Here is an 18,564-nt window from a genome sequence, read left to right on the forward strand (position 1 = left end):
CTTACTCAGTAACGACCTCGTTACCATTAACGATGGTCTTGATGATTTTAAAGTCGTGTGTGAAAGCGGTCAGGTTCGCCACTTTACCCGCCGCGATACTGCCGAGGTGTTTCTCAACACCGATGGCACGCGCAGGGTAGAGGGTCGCCATGCGCAGCACTTCGTCGAGTGCGATACCGCAATGTTCAACCAGATTACGCACGCCTTCAATCATGGTTAGTGATGAACCGCTCAGCGTTCCGTTCTCATCTACACAGAGTCCATTGCGGTAGTATATTGTTTTACCAGCAAAAATGAACTGTTCAATATTTGCCCCTGCCGGCGCAGTCGCATCCGTCACCAGGCACAGTTTGTCGCCTTTCAGCCGTTTGGCGTTGCGGATATTGGCATAGTCAACGTGCAGACCGTCGGCAATCACGCCGCAATAGATATCAGCTTCATCCAGAATCGCACCTGCCAGGCCCGGTTCGCGTCCGGTGATATAAGGCATCGCATTGAACAGATGTGTAGCAAAGGTGATACCTGCACGGAACCCGGCTTTCGCTTCTTTCAGCGTGGCGTTGGAGTGCCCGGCGGAGACTACAATCCCGGCATTCGCCAACTTGCTGATCACTTCCGCAGGAACCATTTCCGGTGCCAGCGTCACTTTGGTGATTACGTCGGCATTATCGCACAGGAAATCGACCAGCGCAGCGTCAGGCTGACGGACAAAGCTCGGATTGTGCGTCCCTTTTTTCACCAGGTTCAGCCACGGGCCTTCCAGGTGCAGACCCAGCGCCTGATTCGGATGTTTGGCCAGGTATTCACGCATCACGCGAATGCCTTGCTTCATGAGATCATCGCTGGTGGTAATCAGCGTAGGCAGGTAGTTGGTGCAGCCCGATTTCTCGTTGGCCTTCTGCATGATCTCCAGCGTTTCAACGGTGACGGCTTCTGCCGTGTCGTTAAACTGCACGCCGCCGCAGCCGTTGAGCTGGACATCGATAAAGCCGGGGGAAAGAATGGCCCCGTTCACTGAACGTTGTTCGATCTCTGGCGGCAGTTCTGCCACAGGACAAACGCGGTCAATCAGGCCATTGGCGACAACAATCGCATGGTCATCAAGAATTTCGTGACCGGTGAAGATCCGGCCCTGGGTTAAAGCATACATTCCGACCCCCGATTTCAAAAAAATGCCGCCCTGAACATAAAACAGGGCGGAGACTACATTACAGACCTTTGATATTTTCGGCTTCTAACTCGTTGAAATATTTCAGTGTCTTAACTTTCAGTTCCATTGTGGACGGCTCATCGCACACCACAACCGCTTTCGGATGCAGTTGCAGACAGCTGATGGTCCACATGTGGTTCACATTGCCTTCCACCGCAGCCTGCAGCGCCTGCGCTTTCTGCGAACCCAGCACCAGAATCATCACTTCTTCAGCGTCCAGCAGGGTACCCACGCCAACGGTCAGCGCGTACTTCGGTACCTGATCCACGTCGCCGTCAAAGAAACGGGAGTTTGCCACACGGGTGTCATGCGTCAGGGTTTTGATACGGGTACGAGAAGCCAGCGACGAAGCCGGTTCGTTAAAGGCGATATGACCATCATTACCGACCCCCCCCATGAACAGGTGGATTTTACCATAGGAACGGATCTTTTCTTCATACTGACGGCATTCGGCGTCGATGTCCGGCGCGTTGCCGTTGAGCAGGTTGATATTTTCTGCTGGAATATCAACATGGTCAAAGAAATTGCGATGCATGAAGCTGTAGTAGCTTTCCGGATGCTCTTTTGGCAAGCCGACATATTCGTCCATATTGAACGTCACGACGTGTTTGAAGCTAACCTGGCCCGCTTTGTGCATTTCGACTAAGGCTTTATACGCTGTCAACGGCGTGCCACCTGTCGGCAGACCCAGAACAAACGGACGATCGGCTGTCGGTTTGAACGCGTTGATGCGATTAACGATATGGCGTGCCGCCCATTTGCCGACCTGTTCAGCGGAAGTCAGGGGAATCAGTCTCATTCTTCACCTCAGAAAGTAAATGTAAGCCGTTGACGGATTGTGCAGGTGCATGACAAAGCGTAACCTGGCATGCATCAGTTGGGTCAATCTGTCTTGATTTTTTGGATGATAAAATAAGTTTTCCCACATAGCCAGTAAAAGGGAGTGAATATAACGATATTTGGTGACTAAACTCACAAAAAACACGCTTTTAATTTGCGGTACGAATTAAATTTTTACACACTCACAATGCCAGTAAAGCAACAACTGAATTTCAATAAGTTAGTGACAAAATAAAAACACAGCTTAAAGCGAGCCTTAACGGGGTCTCAAAGGGGGAAGAAAGTGAGTATTCTAGGTTATCTGCAAAAGGTAGGCCGTGCGCTAATGGTGCCGGTCGCCACGCTGCCTGCGGCGGCAATATTGATGGGGGTCGGCTATTGGATCGACCCGGTAGGTTGGGGTGGAGACAACGCCCTTGCGGCGTTCTTCATTAAGTCCGGTTCCGCCATTATCGATAACATGTCCGTACTGTTTGCTATCGGTGTGGCTTACGGTATGTCTAAAGATAAAGACGGTGCTGCGGCGCTGACCGGTTTTGTGGGCTTCCTGGTGCTGACCACGCTCTGTTCTCCGGCGGCGGTTTCCATGATTCAGAAGATCCCTGCAGACCAGGTGCCTGCTGCTTTCGGAAAGATCAGCAACCAGTTCGTGGGTATCCTTGTGGGTATTATCTCTGCTGAACTGTACAACCGCTTTAGTAGCGTTGAGCTGCCGAAAGCGCTCTCCTTCTTCAGCGGGCGCCGTCTGGTACCGATCCTCACCTCTTTTGTGATGATCGTTGTGGCGTTCATCATGATGTACATCTGGCCGGTAATTTTCGACGGTCTGGTTAACTTCGGTGAACACATTCAAAAACTGGGCTCAACCGGTGCGGGTATCTACGCCTTCTTTAACCGTCTGTTGATTCCGGTGGGTCTGCATCACGCCCTGAACTCCGTATTCTGGTTCGACGTTGCGGGGATTAACGACATTCCTAACTTCCTCGGTGGTGCCCAGTCTATTGAATCGGGTAAAGCAGTTGTCGGGATTACCGGTCGTTATCAGGCGGGCTTCTTCCCAATCATGATGTTTGGTCTGCCGGGTGCGGCGCTGGCTATCTACCACTGCGCGCGTCCTGAGAACAAGGCGAAAGTGCTGGGTATTATGATGGCCGGTGCGTTTGCGGCATTCTTTACCGGTATCACTGAACCGTTGGAATTCTCCTTCATGTTCGTTGCGCCGGTTCTGTATGTGATTCACGCCGTCCTGACCGGGATCTCTGTATTCATCGCAGCGAGCATGCATTGGATTGCTGGCTTCGGCTTCAGCGCGGGTCTGGTGGATATGGTGCTTTCTTCCCGTAACCCGCTGGCGACCCAGTGGTGGATGCTGATCCCGCAGGGTCTGGTGTTCTTTGCCATCTACTACGTGGTGTTCCGTTTCGTTATTACCAAATTCAACCTGATGACGCCGGGTCGCGAACTGGCTGTGGCTGGCAGCGAAGCGGACGGTCAGGACCTCAATGTGAGCAGCGATAAAGAGCAGGACGTTTCTGCCCTGGCGCGTCAGTACATCGCCGCCATCGGTGGTTCTGATAACCTCACCGGTATTGACGCCTGCATCACCCGTCTGCGTCTGAGCGTAAAAGACTCGTCGCTGGTGAATGAAGGTCTGGCGAAACGCCTGGGTGCTTCTGGTGTGATTCGTCTGAACAAAACCAGCGTGCAGATTATCGTCGGCTTCGTGGCTGAGAAAATCGCTAACGCGATGAAAACCACCGGTCCGGTTGCGGCGGCTGAAGCCTCTGCTGCGCCTGTTGCCCAGGCAGCAGCTAAACCGCAGGCGGTTCCAAATGCGGTGACCATTGCCGAACTGGTTTCTCCGGTAACCGGTGATGTGGTTGCGCTGGAGCAGGTGCCTGACGAAGCGTTCGCCAGCAAAGCGGTGGGTGACGGTGTTGCGGTAAAACCAACGGATAAAACCGTAGTTTCTCCGGCTGCGGGCACGATTGTGAAAATCTTCAATACCAATCATGCGTTCTGTCTGGAAACTGAGAAAGGCGCGGAAATCGTTGTCCACATGGGGATCGATACCGTCGCGCTGAACGGCCAGGGCTTCACGCGTCTGGTAGAAGAGGGCGCGGAAGTGACCGCGGGTCAGCCGATTCTGGAAATGGATCTGGATTACCTGAACGCAAACGCGCGCTCTATGATTAGTCCGGTGGTGTGCAGCAACATCGACGATTTCAGCGGCCTGGTGATTAAAGCCGACGGTCACGTGGTTGCCGGTCAAACGCCACTGTATGAGATCAAAGGGTAGGTCGGATAAGGTATAAGACACCATCCGGCAACATGAAGCGGCGGGGGAAACCTCCGCCGCTTTTTTTTGCAGCAAATTCCCTCCTATTTTTCTTCAACGCCACTTTTTCAGTAACTAAAGGTTGTCAGTCAGTCCGGCTTATAAGATCATATGCCGTTATACGTTGTTTACGCTTTGAGGAATCCACGATGAGTGAGGCTGAAGCCCGCCCGAGTAACTTTATTCGTCAGATCATCGATGAAGATCTGGCCAGTGGTAAGCACACCACAGTCCATACCCGTTTTCCGCCGGAGCCAAATGGCTATCTGCACATTGGTCACGCGAAATCCATCTGCCTGAACTTTGGTATCGCGCAAGATTACCAGGGCCAGTGCAACCTGCGTTTCGATGACACCAACCCGGTAAAAGAAGATATCGAGTACGTTGATTCGATCAAAAACGACGTTGAGTGGTTAGGTTTTCACTGGGCTGGCAACGTTCGCTACTCCTCAGATTACTTTGATCAACTGCACGCTTATGCGGTTGAACTGATCAACAAAGGTCTGGCGTATGTCGATGAGCTGACGCCGGAGCAGATCCGCGAATACCGTGGCACGCTGACTCAGCCTGGCAAAAACAGTCCGTTCCGCGATCGCAGCATCGAAGAGAACCTCGCGCTGTTTGAAAAAATGCGTACCGGCGGTTTTGAAGAAGGTAAAGCCTGCCTGCGTGCGAAGATCGACATGGCGTCGCCGTTTATCGTGATGCGCGATCCGGTTCTGTACCGCATTAAATTTGCCGAGCACCATCAGACCGGCAACAAGTGGTGCATCTACCCGATGTACGACTTCACCCACTGCATCAGCGATGCGCTGGAAGGCATTACCCACTCTCTGTGTACCCTGGAATTCCAGGACAACCGTCGTCTGTACGACTGGGTGCTCGATAACATCACGATTCCGGTTCATCCGCGTCAGTATGAATTCTCGCGCCTGAATCTGGAATACACGGTGATGTCCAAGCGTAAGCTGAACCTGCTAGTGGCTGACAAGCACGTTGAAGGCTGGGACGATCCGCGTATGCCGACGATCTCTGGTCTGCGTCGTCGTGGCTATACCGCAGCGGCGATCCGTGAATTCTGCAAACGCATTGGCGTGACCAAGCAGGACAATACGATCGAAATGGCGTCGCTGGAATCTTGTATCCGCGAAGACCTGAACGAAAACGCCCCGCGTGCGATGGCGGTTATTGATCCGGTGAAACTGGTTATCGAGAACTACCCGCAGGGTGAAAGCGAAATGGTCACCATGCCTAACCATCCGAACAAACCGGAAATGGGCACGCGTGAAGTTCCTTTCAGCGGTGAAATCTGGATCGATCGCGCTGATTTCCGCGAAGAAGCCAACAAGCAGTACAAACGTCTGGTGATGGGTAAAGAAGTGCGTCTGCGCAACGCCTACGTGGTGAAAGCAGAACGCGTGGAAAAAGATGCGGAAGGCACTATTACCACCATCTTCTGTACCTATGATGCAGATACCCTGAGCAAAGATCCGGCAGATGGCCGTAAAGTGAAAGGTGTGATCCACTGGGTTAGTGCCGCACACGCGCTGCCAGTCGAAATTCGTCTCTACGATCGTCTGTTCAGCGTACCAAACCCAGGCGCGGCGGAAGATTTCCTCTCCGTGATGAACCCGGAATCGCTGGTGATCAAACAGGGGTTTGCTGAACCGTCGCTGAAAGCCGCAGTAGCAGGGAAAGCGTTCCAGTTTGAGCGCGAAGGTTACTTCTGCCTGGACAGCCGTTACACCAGCGCAGAGAAGCTGGTGTTTAACCGCACCGTTGGCCTGCGTGACACCTGGGCGAAAGTCGGCGAATAAACTGCCGCAATGCTACCTTCAAGCGCCGCATTCTGCGGCGTTTTTTTATCTTCTGTTCAACGAAAAATCTCGCTTTGCGAAGCGAATTAATTCCCATTCACAAAATAATGCCATTAACAACCGTCTGTTATCGATAACACTCGCAAAAAAACAGATAGTGTCATGAAATCTCGTTCATCTTTCTGGAAAACAAAGAGAATTTGCAGCTTTTACGGTATTTATTGATGGATGAATAAAATGTAACAGGAAGCAATGAATTATGTGCGGTTGCTCATACTCTTACATTCTCGTTACAGAAAGATATTGATAATTCGCGTCGCGAAAAATAGTCTATCACTGTAGTCAGTGAGGTTTTTTTCAGTGCTACTTTTACTTTTTTATTTTTTCGCTGTTTTGCCTTTGGCAACAGCAATTTATACGTCAAAGAGGATTAACATATGCGTACGTTTAGTGGCAAACGTAGTGCGCTGGCGTTGGCTATCGCCGGTATCACAGCACTGTCAGGTCTGGTCGTTGTTCCGCAGGCACAGGCCGAAGGCTTTATCGATGATTCAACCCTGACGGGCGGCATTTATTACTGGCAGCGTGAACGCGACCGTAAAGATGTCACCGACGGAGATAAGTACAAAACCAACCTTTCTCACGCGACCTGGAACGCCAACCTGGATTTCCAGTCCGGCTATGCAGCAGATATGTTCGGTCTCGATGTGGCGGCGTTTACGGCAATTGAAATGGCAGAAAACGGCGACAGCGGCCATCCAAACGAAATCGCGTTCTCGAAAAAGAACAAAGGCTACGATGAAGACTACTCCGGCGATAAGAGCGGAATCAGTCTGTACAAGGCCGCCGCGAAATTCAAATACGGCCCAGCCTGGGCGCGTGCCGGTTATATTCAGCCTACCGGTCAGACGCTGTTAGCGCCGCACTGGAGCTTTATGCCGGGTACCTATCAGGGTGCTGAAGCGGGCGCAAACTTTGACTACGGCGATGCAGGCGCACTGAGTTTCTCCTACATGTGGGCCAACGAATATAAAGCGCCATGGCACACTGAGGTTGATAAATTCTACCAGGGCGATAAAAAGACCAAAGTCGATTATCTCCATTCTGTCGGCGCAAAGTATGATTTCAAAAATGACCTGGTGCTGGAAGCCGCCTTTGGTCAGTCCGAAGGCTATGTCGATCAGTACTTCGCCAAAGCCAGCTACAAGTTTGATTTAGGTGGCAATCCGTTCTCCACCAGCTACCAGTTCTACGGTGCGCGTGACAAAGTTGATGACCGCAGCGCCAGCGATATCTATGACGGAACCGCCTGGCTGCAGGCGTTGACCTTCGGCTATAAAGTGGCGGAAGTGGTTGACCTGCGTCTGGAAGGGACCTGGGTTAAGGCCGAAGGGCAGCAAGGGTTCTTCCTGCAACGTATGACGCCGACCTATGCGTCATCCAACGGTCGTCTGGATATCTGGTGGGATAACCGTTCAGACTTCAACGCCAACGGCGAAAAAGCGGTCTTCTTTGGCGCGATGTATGACCTGAAGAACTGGAACCTGCCAGGCTGGGCCGTCGGGGCTTCTTATGTGTATGCCTGGGACGCGAAACCGTCTACCTGGCAGAGCAACCCGGATGCGTACTACGACAAAAACCGTACCATTGAAGAATCGTCATACAGCCTGGATGCGGTCTACACCCTGCAGGACGGTCGTGCGAAAGGCACCATGTTTAAACTGCACTTCACCGAATATGACAACCACTCCAACATCCCGAGCTGGGGCGGCGGTTACGGCAACATCTTCCAGGATGAGCGCGACGTGAAGTTCATTGTGATTGCACCGTTCACCATCTTCTAATGCCAACAGCGGCAGGCCTTGTGCCTGCCGCCTCGTTGAGGACCATGCTATGAAAAAACTGATACTCATCGCCGTAATGGCCTCGGGACTGGTGGCCTGCGCACCGTCAACGGCGCCGAAAGAAGATAGTCGGTTGAAAGAGGCGTATAGCGCCTGTATCAACACGGCACAGGGATCGCCCGAGAAAATCGAAGCCTGCCAGAGCGTGCTGGATGTGCTGAAAAAAGAAAAACAACATCAACAGTTTGCAAATCAGGAAAGTGTTCGTGTGCTGGATTACCAGCAGTGTATTCAGGCGACACGTACCGGTAACGATCAGGCTGTCAAAGCCGATTGCGATAAGATCTGGCAGGAAATTCGCAGTAACAATACGGCGAAGTAAACGTCAGAGACAACATAAAGCGGGCGGAGATATCTCTCCGCCCGCTTGCGTTTCAGAGCTTATTCTCTGCTGTCTGATAGCCACGGCTGAGACGAACAAACAGCATTGCCGTTGCGGCGAGTCCGCACAGCGCCGCGCACATGAGCCACCACCCCGGAGAACTCTTATCGCCGGTCAACTGGACCAATGCGGTGGAGATAGCAGGCGTCAGGCCGCCGAAAATCGCTGTCGCAAGACTAAAGGCCAGCGAAAAACCCACGGTTCGGACATAAACCGGCATCACTTCGGTCAGGGCCGCCACCATCGCGCCGTTATACATGCCAAAAAAGAACGAGAACCAGAGCAGCACCAGCGTCATGCGGGTGAAGTCAGGGGCAGCGGTAAGCCAGTTCATCACCGGCCAGGTGGTGACGAGGGCGAGCAAGGTGATGCCCATCAGCACCGGGCGTCGCCCGATCCGATCAGAGATAGCGCCGCCAATCGGCAGCCAGATGAAGTTAGAAATCCCTACCAGCATGGTGACTACCAGGCTGTCACGTGCGCTCAGGTTCAACACCGTTCTCCCGTAAGTGGGGGTATAGACAGTAATAAAATAAAAGGTCGTGGTCGTCATCGCCACCAGCAGGGTACCCGCGGTGATGATGCGCCAGTTTTTAGCAATGGTGGTAAAAATTTCCCGGGTGTCCGGACGGTGTTTACGTTGTAAAAAGGCTTCAGTTTCCTGTAGCGAACGTCGAAGAACAAAAATCAGCGGAATAATCATGCAGCCAATGAAGAACGGGATTCGCCAACCCCATTCGGAGATTTCATCGTGTCCCAGCGTGACATTCAGACCGTAGCCGATCAGCGCGGCGACGACAATCGCCACCTGCTGGCTGGCCGATTGCCAACTGGTGTAAAAGCCTTTATTGCCTGGTGTGGCGATCTCAGAAAGATAAACAGAGACGCCGCCCAGTTCGACGCCAGCAGAAAATCCCTGTAGCAGACGCCCCACCAGGACCAGCACGGGAGCCAGCAGGCCGATAGTCTGATAACCCGGCACGAGGGCGATGAGCAGCGTGCCGCAGCCCATAATCGCCAGGGTGACCATCAGCCCTTTCCGTCGGCCGATCCTGTCGATATATGCGCCCAACACCACGGCCCCGATAGGGCGCATTAAAAATCCGGAGCCAAAAACGGCAAAAGTAAGCATTAATGCGGCAAACTCACTTTCGGCAGGAAAAAACGTCTTTGCGATATAAGTGGCGTAAAAACCAAACAGGAAAAAATCGAACTGTTCGAGAAAATTACCGCTGGTCACACGCAGTATTGCGCCGAACGTGCCAGCGCGCGATGGTTGTTGAGTCATTGAAGTTGCTCCACTGTCTTATCATAATTATGTATAGAGGTAAGAGTTTGCGGGTTAGTCGCCTGCGACCCCCGCCTGTTTTCCACGTCGCTTCTCAATCGCCCATTTGAGTAAAGACGCGCAGCGGTAAAATCCGTGGGCAAATTTTCCGTATGGAATGGTCAAAAAAAGCGCCATGACCACGCCAAGATGGATGGCAAGCAGGATCCCCATCCATGAGGTGTCTCTTCCCGCCAGCAAACCTAAACCGGTCAGGCTGGTCAGGAGCAGCAGTAAAATAAAACCGCGATCCATCGGTTTCTGTCGCGCGTCGCCATGCAGTGGCGAGCGCTTAAGGTTTAACCACAGCAGGCCTGCCGGGCCGACAATTAAACCGATTCCTCCGAGCGTGCCAAGCATGACCGGCACGCTGAAGAACGGGTAGGGGGCTTCCCAACCGGCGAAGTAGTGGTAACCCGTCGCCACGACGGTCGCGGCGAAACAGAGCATAAAGCCGTAGAAGGTGAAATGGTGGAAACGACGACGCATCAATGTGAAAGCATCGTCCGCCTCGTTGCAGCCTTTGCCATGTCCGCCGTCGAGGTATTTCAGCGTCAGCGCGTTGTGCGACGCTTCGGCAATTTCCGCCGGACGCGGCCCGACGGGAGAGATCTCGCGCCAGAAGCGGATCACCCCTGCCATTAGTAAACCGATCGCCAGCATGAAAACCGATCCAAACATCCATGCCAGCAGGTTATGCGGGAAGATTTGGTAGAAATCACCGGCCAGCGGCGGATGGAGTAGCGATCCCTTCAGCCCCATCGCGAGGAGTAAAAAGAGGATCAGACTAAAGACCAGTGCCAGCGTCACGGTAACGCCAGCCTGGCGATACAGCGCTCCGAAGGCCGCCGGTTGTGCGTAGTGTTGATACGTTTCCAGACGCACTTCCGCCATTGCTTTCGGCACGTTGATCGCAAACTCATGGGGCGGCGCATACTGGCAGGCGTGCAGACAGGCGCCGCAGTTATGGCACAGGTTTGCCAGATAGTTAATGTCCGCTTTGCCAAATTCCAGTCGCTGAGTCATCGCCGGGAACACGGCGCAAAACCCTTCGCAATAGCGACAGGCATTACACACCTGCATCACCCGCTCGACTTCAGCTTCTGGCTCGGTGAGAATTTTGGCCTCGATGATCAGTTTTTCAAGCTGCTTCATGATGCGCCTCCTTACGTGCTGCCTGCGCGGCTTCTTTACCTGCGATGCGACCAAACGTGGTGCCGATGGACATGCCGACACCGGCGGTATAGCCTTTGCCCAGTACGTTGCCAGCCATCATCTCACCGGCAACGAACAGGTTACGGCTGGGGGTGCCTGCGAAGTGAACCGCAGCGTGTTCATTCACTTTCAGTCCCAGGTAGGTAAAGGTGATCCCCGGTCGCAGGGCATAACCGTAGTAGGGGGGCGTATCAATAGGCCGCGCCCAGTGCGTTTTCGGTGGCGTCAGGCCCTGCGTCGCGCAGTTGTCCAGCTTCGTGTGATCAAACTGACCCGGCTGACAGGCCTGATTGTAGTGCTCCACGGTATGGGTAAAGCGTTCGGGATCCAGCCCCAACTGGCGGGCCAGTTCACTCAGCGTATTGGCCTGTGCGCCGGGGAAAACCGGCGGCATAAAGTGACCGATCGCTTTGCTGTCGATAATGGAGTAGCCAATCTGCCCCGGCTGGTGGGCAACCAGACGCCCCCAGATGGCATAGCGTTTCGGCCAGAAATCTTCGCCTTCATCGTAAAAGCGCTCCGCGTCCCGGTTGACTACCACACCCAGTGAGACGCAATCCACGCGGGTACAAATGCCGCCGTCGTACAACGGGGCCCGGGCATCAATTGCCACACAGTGGGACTGAGACGGATCGCCGATAATGTCAGCACCGGCATCGATCATAAATTTGAGCAAGACGCCCTGATTAAAGCGGGTGCCTCGAATGAGGAAGTTATCGGCTGGCCATTCGCCACGAGCGTTCTCTCCCCAGGCGTCGCGCAGCCATTCGCGGTTGGATTCAAATCCACCGGCGGCGAGTACGCAGGCTTTCGCCTCAATGCGCTCGTGGCCTGCCAGGGCTGCGATGAATTCGCCGTTGTGCAATTCAAGTGCCTGTACCGGCGTGTTGTAGCGAATCTGTACCCCCAGCTTTTCTGCGCTGCGGTAATAGGCGTTCACGAGGGCTTTACCGCCGCCCATGAAGAAGGCATTGGTACGCGCCACGTGTAGCGCGCCAGAGAGCGGAGGCTGAAAATTAACGCCGTGCTGACGCATCCAGTCGCGACACTGGGAAGAGGTCCGGATCACCAGTCGCGCCAACGCTTCATTGGTATTGCCTTCGGTGACACGCCAGAGATCCTGCCAGAACTCCTCTTCGGGATAACTCTCGACCAGCACATCCTGTGGCGCATCGTGCATACAGCGTAAATTGCGCGTGTGTTGGGAATTCCCGCCGCGCCATTCCCGGGGCGCAGCCTCTAACAGCAGCACGGAAGCTCCTGCCTCACGGGCGGTTAAGGCGGCACATAACGCGGCATTACCACCGCCAATCACCAGTACATCAACCATCGTCTACTCCATTACCATTTAACTATTTGTTAAATTTGTAATTGAAATGTATACGTGCTGATTGTATGGGCGCTATGACGAATAGCTAAAGAGGGGTTTAGGGAGCGTAAAGGGTTGCGCCCGGCCAATGACCGGTTTCAACGAGTTCACGCATGACTTTTGTGAGTATTACGCGGGCTGCAAGACCGGCAGGGGTGAGTTCATCGTCCGACAGACTGACCAGAAAATTGGGGCGGCTGAGGACAGGATTATGGACGCCGATCACTCTTAGCGCTTCCCTCTCAAGATGCGAAATGGCTGCACCGGGTTGCAGCGTGGCGCCGAGTCCGCTGCCAACGGCGCGCATCAGTAACGTCAGGCCGTCAATTTCCGTGGCAATATCGACCTTCAGTCCATGTTCCTGACAGATGGCTTCCAGTCTGCCACGCAGGCCGTGTCCCTGGCTTGGCATGATCAGGGGAATATTCGCCAGTTGAGCAGGCGTTATGGTGTCATCCGGAATATCCGCCAGCAGCTCGTGTGTGCCAATCAGAAACAGGCGCTCCTCAAGAACCGGTCTGGCGCTCCAGCGCAGGATTTTCTCTTTTTGAAACACGACCGCCAGATCAATCTGGCGCGTGTTGATCATCCGTTCCAGATTACCCGACAGGCTTTCCACCACATGCAGGCGAACGTCGGCGTAATGTTCCCGCATGGCATGAATAAACGGTATTCCCAGGATGGAGGCGGTGCTGGGGGCCATGCCGACGCTGACGTGTCCCGAAAGACGCGCCTCGCGAGCGGCCAGGATCGCATCATCGGCGTGGCGTAGCGCCAGTTGTGCCTGCGAGTAAAAGGCCAGACCGGCGTTAGTGGGCGTGACGCCGCGCGAGGTTCGCTGAAACAGGCGGATCGCGAGTTCGTTTTCCAGCCGCGTCATCTGCTGGCTCAGGGCGGACACGCCGATGTCGAGATCGAGCGCCGCGCTGCCCATACTGCCGGTTTCTACAATACGGACAAAGTAACGTAGCTGGCGAAGTTCCATTTCGATTCTCCGGACGAAGCAGGGTGAGATATTTTACATTAAAGCAACATGCAGGCAGAAGAAAGCGCGGAGTAGGGAATGGCAGGCATAAAAAAAGCCAACCGGCAGGTTGGCTTTTCAGAATAATGCAGATTATTTCGCGTCATGCGCGTGTTCGTTTTCGGGCAATCGCCTTCAGCGCAGTGGCCATAGAGGTAGAGGCTATGGTTCGTCAGACGAATGCCATGCTTCGACGCGATCTCACGCTGGCGCGCTTCAATAGACTCATCGCTAAATTCGATCACTTTGCCGCAATCAAGGCAAATCAGGTGATCGTGATGATGCTGCTGGGTCAGCTCGAAAACGGATTTGCCGCCTTCAAAATTGTGGCGGGTTACGATACCGGCGTCATCAAACTGGTTCAGCACGCGATACACGGTCGCCAGACCAATTTCTTCACCCATGTCGATCAGTCGTTTGTATAAATCTTCCGCACTGACGTGATGGTTATCCGGTCCCTGAAGAACTTCCAGAATCTTTAAACGAGGAAGCGTTACTTTCAGGCCAGCCTTCTTTAATGCGGTATTGTTGTCAGTCATGCGGAATCTGTCCTGTTGCTAAACGATTCACTTCATACAAGAAGTGACAGAAATTGCACTCGGGATAATGCGTTTCATTATAGGACTGCCGTGTCTAAATGAAAACTGCAAGCCTCTGGCAAATGTTAATAAATAGTCGGTATTGCCTGGAAATGAGAGCGCCACCTAAAAACTCCCGCACATTGTACAGGGATGGGCAAGAAAGTTACAAATTTGTAGCAATTATTTTGATTGGTTCTGTCTATTGATGCGGCGCAAACCTTGTCTGCGCCGCCGTACATCAGGCGTTGATGATCTCATCAAGGTGCAATTCTTCAGAGATCTGCTTCACCCATTTTTCCACGCGCTCGGCGGTCAGTTCCGGCTGACGGTCTTCGTCAATCGCCAGACCGACAAAATGGTCATCATCCGCCAGACCTTTGGAGGCTTCAAAATGATAGCCAGCGGTCGGCCAGTGACCCACGATGGTTGCACCGCGTGGCTCAATGATATCGCGGATTGTGCCTAACGCGTCGCAGAAGTATTCTGCATAATCTTCCTGATCGCCGCAGCCGAACAGTGCGACCAGTTTACCGTTAAAATCGATGTCTTCGAGAGTAGGGAAGAAGTCGTCCCAGTCGCACTGCGCTTCACCGTAGTACCAGGTTGGGATGCCAAGCAGCAGAATGTCATAACTTTCGAGATCTTCCTTGCTGCTTTTTGCAATGTCATGCACATCGGCAACGTCTTTACCAAGCTGTTTTTGAATCATTTTTGCGATATTTTCGGTATTCCCGGTGTCGCTGCCGAAAAAGATGCCAGTGATTGCCATGAGTAAAGTAACCTCTTGAAACTTATTGAAATGGTGGTGGCGAATTGCCCACAGATAAGGGCAATCATAGCAGAACAGTCAGGTATGCGGAAATAGCAAACGCATACGAGTGCACTCCATGCTACACGAAAGTGGGAGAGAGGATAATTTCAGGCGAGATCCTGGCCGCGTAGCGTTGCCAGTTGGGCCATCAATATCTCTTCGATCAGTTCACTGCGGCTCATCTCTCGGGATTCCGCCAGCTCATTCAACGCGTCAACAGCTTCTGCGTTGAGTTTGAGTTCGACACGCTTAAGACCGCGAACTTTGTCGCGTTTGAGTTGATTACGCTTATTAATGCGCAGCTGTTCATCGCGTGAAAGCGGATTGGTTTTCGGTCGTCCCGGGCGACGCTCGTGCGCGAACAGATCTAGTGTCGTACGGTCCGTTTGTTCTTTGGCCATGATATTGGTGACTTCGGGGAAACAATCAGCCAGGCCTCTGCCCGGATGGATAGCGCGCCATCATACATCAGCGAATGAGGCGCGCCAACGTTCACACGCGTAATCGCGCACGGACGCTGAGTTTTTAATCAGTTAGCTGTTTCATTAAGATAACGACGGATGGCGCGCAACACCGCCTCCGGTTTTTCGGCATGCACCCAGTGACCGGCCCCGGCAATCACATGCGCACGTGCTTGCGGAAACTGTGCCAGTAAATCGTCGCGATACGCCTCGGTGACATATGGGGAGTTGCCGCCGGGGATAAACAGCGCCGGATGATTCCAGGCGGGAATCGTCTCCCAGCCGACGATATGCGGATATTGTTCCCACAGTACCGGCACGTTGAAGCGCCACTCGCCGTCAACATACGATTTCAGCAAAAATTGAATCACACCTTCTTCATTAAGATGTTCGCGCATGACCGCTGCCGCCTGCTGGCGAGTTTTTGCTGCTGATGCCGTCACCGCGTTGATAGCAGCGAAAATTTCGTCGTGGCGGCGGACATGATAGTCCACCGGGGCGATATCGATAGCCACTAAGCGATCGATGCGTTCCGGAGCCAGCGCACTGAGCGCCATCACCGCTTTACCCCCCATCGAGTGGCCAATGAAGGTGGCTTTTTCGAGGTGTTGCGCATCCAGCGTATCCAGCAGATCCTGTGCCATCGCCGGGTAGTTCATCACCGGGTCGCGAGGAGAGAGACCGTGGTTACGCATATCGACCTGGATGATGTCATGGTCGTTCACCAGGTCACGAGCAAGCACGCCCAGATTGTCCAGACTGCCAAATAAACCGTGAACCAGTACGATGGGAGAATTATTGTGCAGGTTTTGTGCGGATTGCGCTCGGATATTCAATTTCATGGCAAAGTTCTTTTTTTCGCTCTGTCGGGTTAGGGTATTATGTTGACCATTCTGCCACTGGGCTGCAACCACTTCGGTTTTCTCCGAGTTTTTTGTTCAGCCGGGTTTGACGCTATTCGCTGTTGGGATTTGCTCCTATACTCCCAACGATTTGTATTTCAGATCAGATAAGACACCGCACTGGATTAAGATGAAAACGATTGAAGTTGATGATGAACTCTACAGCTATATTGCCAGCCACACGAAGCATATTGGCGAGAGCGCATCCGAGATTTTACGGCGTATGTTGAAGTTTTCCGCCGCATCACAGCCCGTCACGCCAGTGACAAAAGAGGTTCGCGCTGCGCAACCGGTTGTTGCTGAGGCGAAACCCGTCAATCTTGTCAAAGATAAAGTGCGCGCTATGCGTGAACTGCTTCTGTCCGATGAATATGCGGAACAGAAGAAGGCCGTTAACCGCTTTATGCTGGTGCTGACTACACTCTATACACTGGATCAGCACGCGTTTGCTGAGGCAACCGAATCGTTGCATGGCCGTACGCGTGTCTACTTCGCGGCTGATGAACAGACGCTACTGAAAAACGGTAACCAAACCAAACCAAAACACGTGCCCGGCACGCCGTATTGGGTGATCACCAACACCAACACTGGCCGTAAATGCAGCATGATTGAGCACATCATGCAGTCAATGCAATTCCCGGCGGAATTGATTGAAAAGGTTTGCGGAACAATTTAATCCATGCAGAAAAGGACCAGGCAATGGCAATCCACGACCGTGCAGGTAAACCTGCGCAACAGAGTGATTTGATTAACGTCGCGCAACTGACGTCACAATACTATGTACTGAAGCCCGCAAAAGGAAATGCGGAACACGCGGTGAAGTTCGGCACCTCCGGACACCGTGGCAGTGCAGGCCGTCATAGCTTCAACGAACCCCACATTCTGGCGATTGCGCAGGCTATCGCGGAAGAACGTGCGAAAAATGGTATTACGGGTCCATGCTACGTGGGAAAAGATACCCATGCACTGTCTGAACCGGCGTTTATCTCCGTGCTGGAAGTGCTCGCCGCGAACGGTGTTGATGTGATTGTTCAGGAGAACAACGGTTTTACCCCAACACCCGCTGTGTCAAATGCCATTCTGGTTCACAACAAAAAAGGCGGTCCGCTGGCTGACGGTATTGTGATTACCCCGTCCCACAATCCGCCAGAAGATGGTGGCATTAAATACAACCCGCCTAATGGTGGCCCGGCAGATACCAACGTCACGAAAGTGGTGGAAGATCGCGCGAATGCGCTGCTGGCTGACGATCTGAAAGGCGTGAAGCGCATTTCTCTGGATGCGGCGCTGGCATCCGGTCATGTCAAAGAGCAGGACCTGGTACAGCCGTTCGTTGAGGGGCTGGCTGATATCGTCGATATGGCGGCGATTCAGAAAGCCGGTCTGACGCTGGGTGTGGATCCGCTGGGCGGCTCCGGTATTGAATACTGGAAGCGTATCGCAGAGCATTACAAACTGAATCTGACCATCGTAAACGATCAGGTTGATCAGACTTTCCGCTTTATGCATCTCGATAAAGATGGCGCAATCCGTATGGACTGTTCGTCTGAATGTGCCATGGCCGGTTTGTTGGCGCTGCGTGATAAGTTCGACCTGGCGTTCGCCAACGATCCGGATTATGACCGTCACGGTATCGTCACTCCGGCGGGGTTGATGAATCCAAACCACTACCTGGCGGTGGCTATCAACTACCTGTTCCAGCATCGTCCGCAGTGGGGCAAAGACGTGGCTGTCGGTAAGACGCTGGTTTCGTCGGCAATGATTGACCGCGTGGTTAACGATCTGGGGCGTAAACTGGTTGAAGTTCCGGTGGGCTTTAAATGGTTTGTTGATGGTCTGTTTGACGGCAGCTTCGGCTTTGGCGGCGAAGAGAGCGCGGGGGCATCCTTCCTGCGTTTTGACGGTACGCCGTGGTCTACTGATAAAGACGGGATCATCATGTGTCTGCTGGCAGCAGAAATTACTGCCGTCACCGGGAAGAACCCGCAGGAGCACTACAACGAGCTTGCCGCCCGTTTTGGTGCGCCAAGCTACAACCGTCTGCAAGCTGGTGCAACATCGGCACAGAAAGCGGCGCTGTCGAAACTGTCTCCGGAGATGGTCAGCGCCAGTACGCTGGCTGGAGACCCGATCACAGCACGTCTGACGGCGGCACCCGGTAACGGTGCGTCGATTGGCGGTCTGAAAGTCATGACCGACAACGGTTGGTTCGCGGCACGCCCGTCGGGTACGGAAGATGCGTACAAGATCTATTGCGAGAGCTTCCTTGGCGAAGAACATCGCAAGCAGATCGAGAAAGAAGCGGTCGAAATCGTCAGCGAAGTGCTGAAAAACGCCTGAGTTGTACCACTGAATTAAAAAAGGAGCCGAAAGGCTCCTTTTT

General features: G+C 53.3%; 15 protein-coding genes and 1 pseudogene. 6 read left to right on the plus strand and 10 right to left on the minus strand.

Annotated features, from left to right (window positions below; all coding sequences use genetic code 11):
• Window position 1 precedes the first annotated feature (1 nt).
• Together nagA and nagB are read right to left on the minus strand one after the other, a co-directional pair.
• Complete coding sequence (gene nagA / locus KI228_RS07025; RefSeq protein ID WP_043001403.1) at window positions 2-1,150, minus strand: N-acetylglucosamine-6-phosphate deacetylase; 1,149 nt, start codon at window positions 1,148-1,150, stop codon at window positions 2-4.
• A gap of 58 nt (window positions 1,151-1,208) precedes the next feature.
• The gene (gene nagB / locus KI228_RS07030) at window positions 1,209-2,009 is read right to left on the minus strand and encodes a glucosamine-6-phosphate deaminase (RefSeq protein WP_043001402.1); all 801 of its coding nucleotides are present in this window, start codon (window positions 2,007-2,009) and stop codon (window positions 1,209-1,211) included.
• Between the two features lie 324 nt (window positions 2,010-2,333).
• Here nagB and nagE point away from each other — a divergent pair, with 324 nt between their 5' ends.
• The 4 genes from nagE (at window position 2,334) to KI228_RS07050 (ending at window position 8,431) form a co-directional block, all read left to right on the plus strand.
• The gene (gene nagE, locus KI228_RS07035; RefSeq protein WP_043001401.1) at window positions 2,334-4,349 is read left to right on the plus strand and encodes an N-acetylglucosamine-specific PTS transporter subunit IIBC; all 2,016 of its coding nucleotides are present in this window, start codon (window positions 2,334-2,336) and stop codon (window positions 4,347-4,349) included.
• A 188-nt stretch (window positions 4,350-4,537) separates the two neighbouring features.
• On the plus strand, window positions 4,538-6,205 hold the full coding sequence (glnS, locus tag KI228_RS07040; RefSeq protein WP_061070378.1) for a glutamine--tRNA ligase: 1,668 nt from the start codon (window positions 4,538-4,540) through the stop codon (window positions 6,203-6,205).
• A 437-nt stretch (window positions 6,206-6,642) separates the two neighbouring features.
• The gene (chiP, locus tag KI228_RS07045) at window positions 6,643-8,049 is read left to right on the plus strand and encodes a chitoporin ChiP (RefSeq protein ID WP_043001399.1); all 1,407 of its coding nucleotides are present in this window, start codon (window positions 6,643-6,645) and stop codon (window positions 8,047-8,049) included.
• A gap of 49 nt (window positions 8,050-8,098) precedes the next feature.
• Entirely contained in the window at window positions 8,099-8,431 is a 333-nt protein-coding gene (locus KI228_RS07050; protein ID WP_044256579.1) for a ChiQ/YbfN family lipoprotein, read from the plus strand.
• Between the two features lie 52 nt (window positions 8,432-8,483).
• Here the strand turns inward: KI228_RS07050 and tcuC are convergent, their stop codons facing one another.
• From tcuC to ybfF, 8 genes and pseudogenes are all read right to left on the minus strand, one after another.
• Window positions 8,484-9,779, minus strand: a complete 1,296-nt coding sequence (tcuC, locus tag KI228_RS07055) for a tricarballylate/proton symporter TcuC (RefSeq protein WP_032190702.1) — start codon at window positions 9,777-9,779, stop codon at window positions 8,484-8,486.
• Between the two features lie 54 nt (window positions 9,780-9,833).
• Window positions 9,834-10,973, minus strand: a complete 1,140-nt coding sequence (gene tcuB, locus KI228_RS07060) for a tricarballylate utilization 4Fe-4S protein TcuB (RefSeq protein ID WP_044326662.1) — start codon at window positions 10,971-10,973, stop codon at window positions 9,834-9,836.
• Window positions 10,960-12,363 (minus strand): FAD-dependent tricarballylate dehydrogenase TcuA, encoded by a 1,404-nt coding sequence (tcuA, locus tag KI228_RS07065; protein ID WP_104010328.1) that lies wholly within the window; start codon window positions 12,361-12,363, stop codon window positions 10,960-10,962. Before tcuA ends, tcuB begins: the two co-directional genes overlap by 14 nt.
• A 97-nt stretch (window positions 12,364-12,460) precedes the next feature.
• Entirely contained in the window at window positions 12,461-13,387 is a 927-nt protein-coding gene (gene tcuR / locus KI228_RS07070) for a tricarballylate utilization LysR family transcriptional regulator TcuR (protein ID WP_061070377.1), read from the minus strand.
• A 132-nt stretch (window positions 13,388-13,519) separates the two neighbouring features.
• A pseudogene (gene fur / locus KI228_RS07075) lies at window positions 13,520-13,965 on the minus strand (ferric iron uptake transcriptional regulator).
• Window positions 13,966-14,245: 280 nt separating this feature from the next.
• On the minus strand, window positions 14,246-14,776 hold the full coding sequence (gene fldA, locus KI228_RS07080; RefSeq protein WP_043001393.1) for a flavodoxin FldA: 531 nt from the start codon (window positions 14,774-14,776) through the stop codon (window positions 14,246-14,248).
• A 149-nt stretch (window positions 14,777-14,925) separates the two neighbouring features.
• Window positions 14,926-15,219 (minus strand): LexA regulated protein, encoded by a 294-nt coding sequence (gene ybfE / locus KI228_RS07085; RefSeq protein ID WP_043001392.1) that lies wholly within the window; start codon window positions 15,217-15,219, stop codon window positions 14,926-14,928.
• Window positions 15,220-15,347: 128 nt separating this feature from the next.
• The gene (ybfF, locus tag KI228_RS07090) at window positions 15,348-16,121 is read right to left on the minus strand and encodes an esterase (protein ID WP_061070697.1); all 774 of its coding nucleotides are present in this window, start codon (window positions 16,119-16,121) and stop codon (window positions 15,348-15,350) included.
• Window positions 16,122-16,311: 190 nt separating this feature from the next.
• On the opposite strand from ybfF, the gene seqA reads away from it, so the two are divergent.
• Both seqA and pgm read left to right on the plus strand, forming a co-directional pair.
• Entirely contained in the window at window positions 16,312-16,857 is a 546-nt protein-coding gene (seqA, locus tag KI228_RS07095) for a replication initiation negative regulator SeqA (protein ID WP_043001391.1), read from the plus strand.
• A gap of 23 nt (window positions 16,858-16,880) precedes the next feature.
• The gene (gene pgm / locus KI228_RS07100) at window positions 16,881-18,521 is read left to right on the plus strand and encodes a phosphoglucomutase (alpha-D-glucose-1,6-bisphosphate-dependent) (RefSeq protein WP_044266360.1); all 1,641 of its coding nucleotides are present in this window, start codon (window positions 16,881-16,883) and stop codon (window positions 18,519-18,521) included.
• Window positions 18,522-18,564: the final 43 nt, after the last annotated feature.

Origin of the sequence: Citrobacter amalonaticus (assembly GCF_018323885.1) — a bacterium.
Taxonomy (GTDB): domain Bacteria; phylum Pseudomonadota; class Gammaproteobacteria; order Enterobacterales; family Enterobacteriaceae; genus Citrobacter_A; species Citrobacter_A amalonaticus.

Bases quoted from the DNA above. Each gene is read 5' to 3' on its own strand.
- nagA (WP_043001403.1), bottom strand. From the start codon at position 1,150: ATGTATGCTTTAACCCAGGGCCGGATCTTCACCGGTCACGAAATTCTT.
- nagB (WP_043001402.1), bottom strand. From the start codon at position 2,009: ATGAGACTGATTCCCCTGACTTCCGCTGAACAGGTCGGCAAATGGGCG.
- glnS (WP_061070378.1), top strand. From the start codon at position 4,538: ATGAGTGAGGCTGAAGCCCGCCCGAGTAACTTTATTCGTCAGATCATC.
- chiP (WP_043001399.1), top strand. From the start codon at position 6,643: ATGCGTACGTTTAGTGGCAAACGTAGTGCGCTGGCGTTGGCTATCGCC.
- KI228_RS07050 (WP_044256579.1), top strand. From the start codon at position 8,099: ATGAAAAAACTGATACTCATCGCCGTAATGGCCTCGGGACTGGTGGCC.
- tcuC (WP_032190702.1), bottom strand. From the start codon at position 9,779: ATGACTCAACAACCATCGCGCGCTGGCACGTTCGGCGCAATACTGCGT.
- tcuB (WP_044326662.1), bottom strand. From the start codon at position 10,973: ATGAAGCAGCTTGAAAAACTGATCATCGAGGCCAAAATTCTCACCGAG.
- tcuA (WP_104010328.1), bottom strand. From the start codon at position 12,363: ATGGTTGATGTACTGGTGATTGGCGGTGGTAATGCCGCGTTATGTGCC.
- tcuR (WP_061070377.1), bottom strand. From the start codon at position 13,387: ATGGAACTTCGCCAGCTACGTTACTTTGTCCGTATTGTAGAAACCGGC.
- fldA (WP_043001393.1), bottom strand. From the start codon at position 14,776: ATGGCAATCACTGGCATCTTTTTCGGCAGCGACACCGGGAATACCGAA.
- ybfE (WP_043001392.1), bottom strand. From the start codon at position 15,219: ATGGCCAAAGAACAAACGGACCGTACGACACTAGATCTGTTCGCGCAC.
- ybfF (WP_061070697.1), bottom strand. From the start codon at position 16,121: ATGAAATTGAATATCCGAGCGCAATCCGCACAAAACCTGCACAATAAT.
- seqA (WP_043001391.1), top strand. From the start codon at position 16,312: ATGAAAACGATTGAAGTTGATGATGAACTCTACAGCTATATTGCCAGC.
- pgm (WP_044266360.1), top strand. From the start codon at position 16,881: ATGGCAATCCACGACCGTGCAGGTAAACCTGCGCAACAGAGTGATTTG.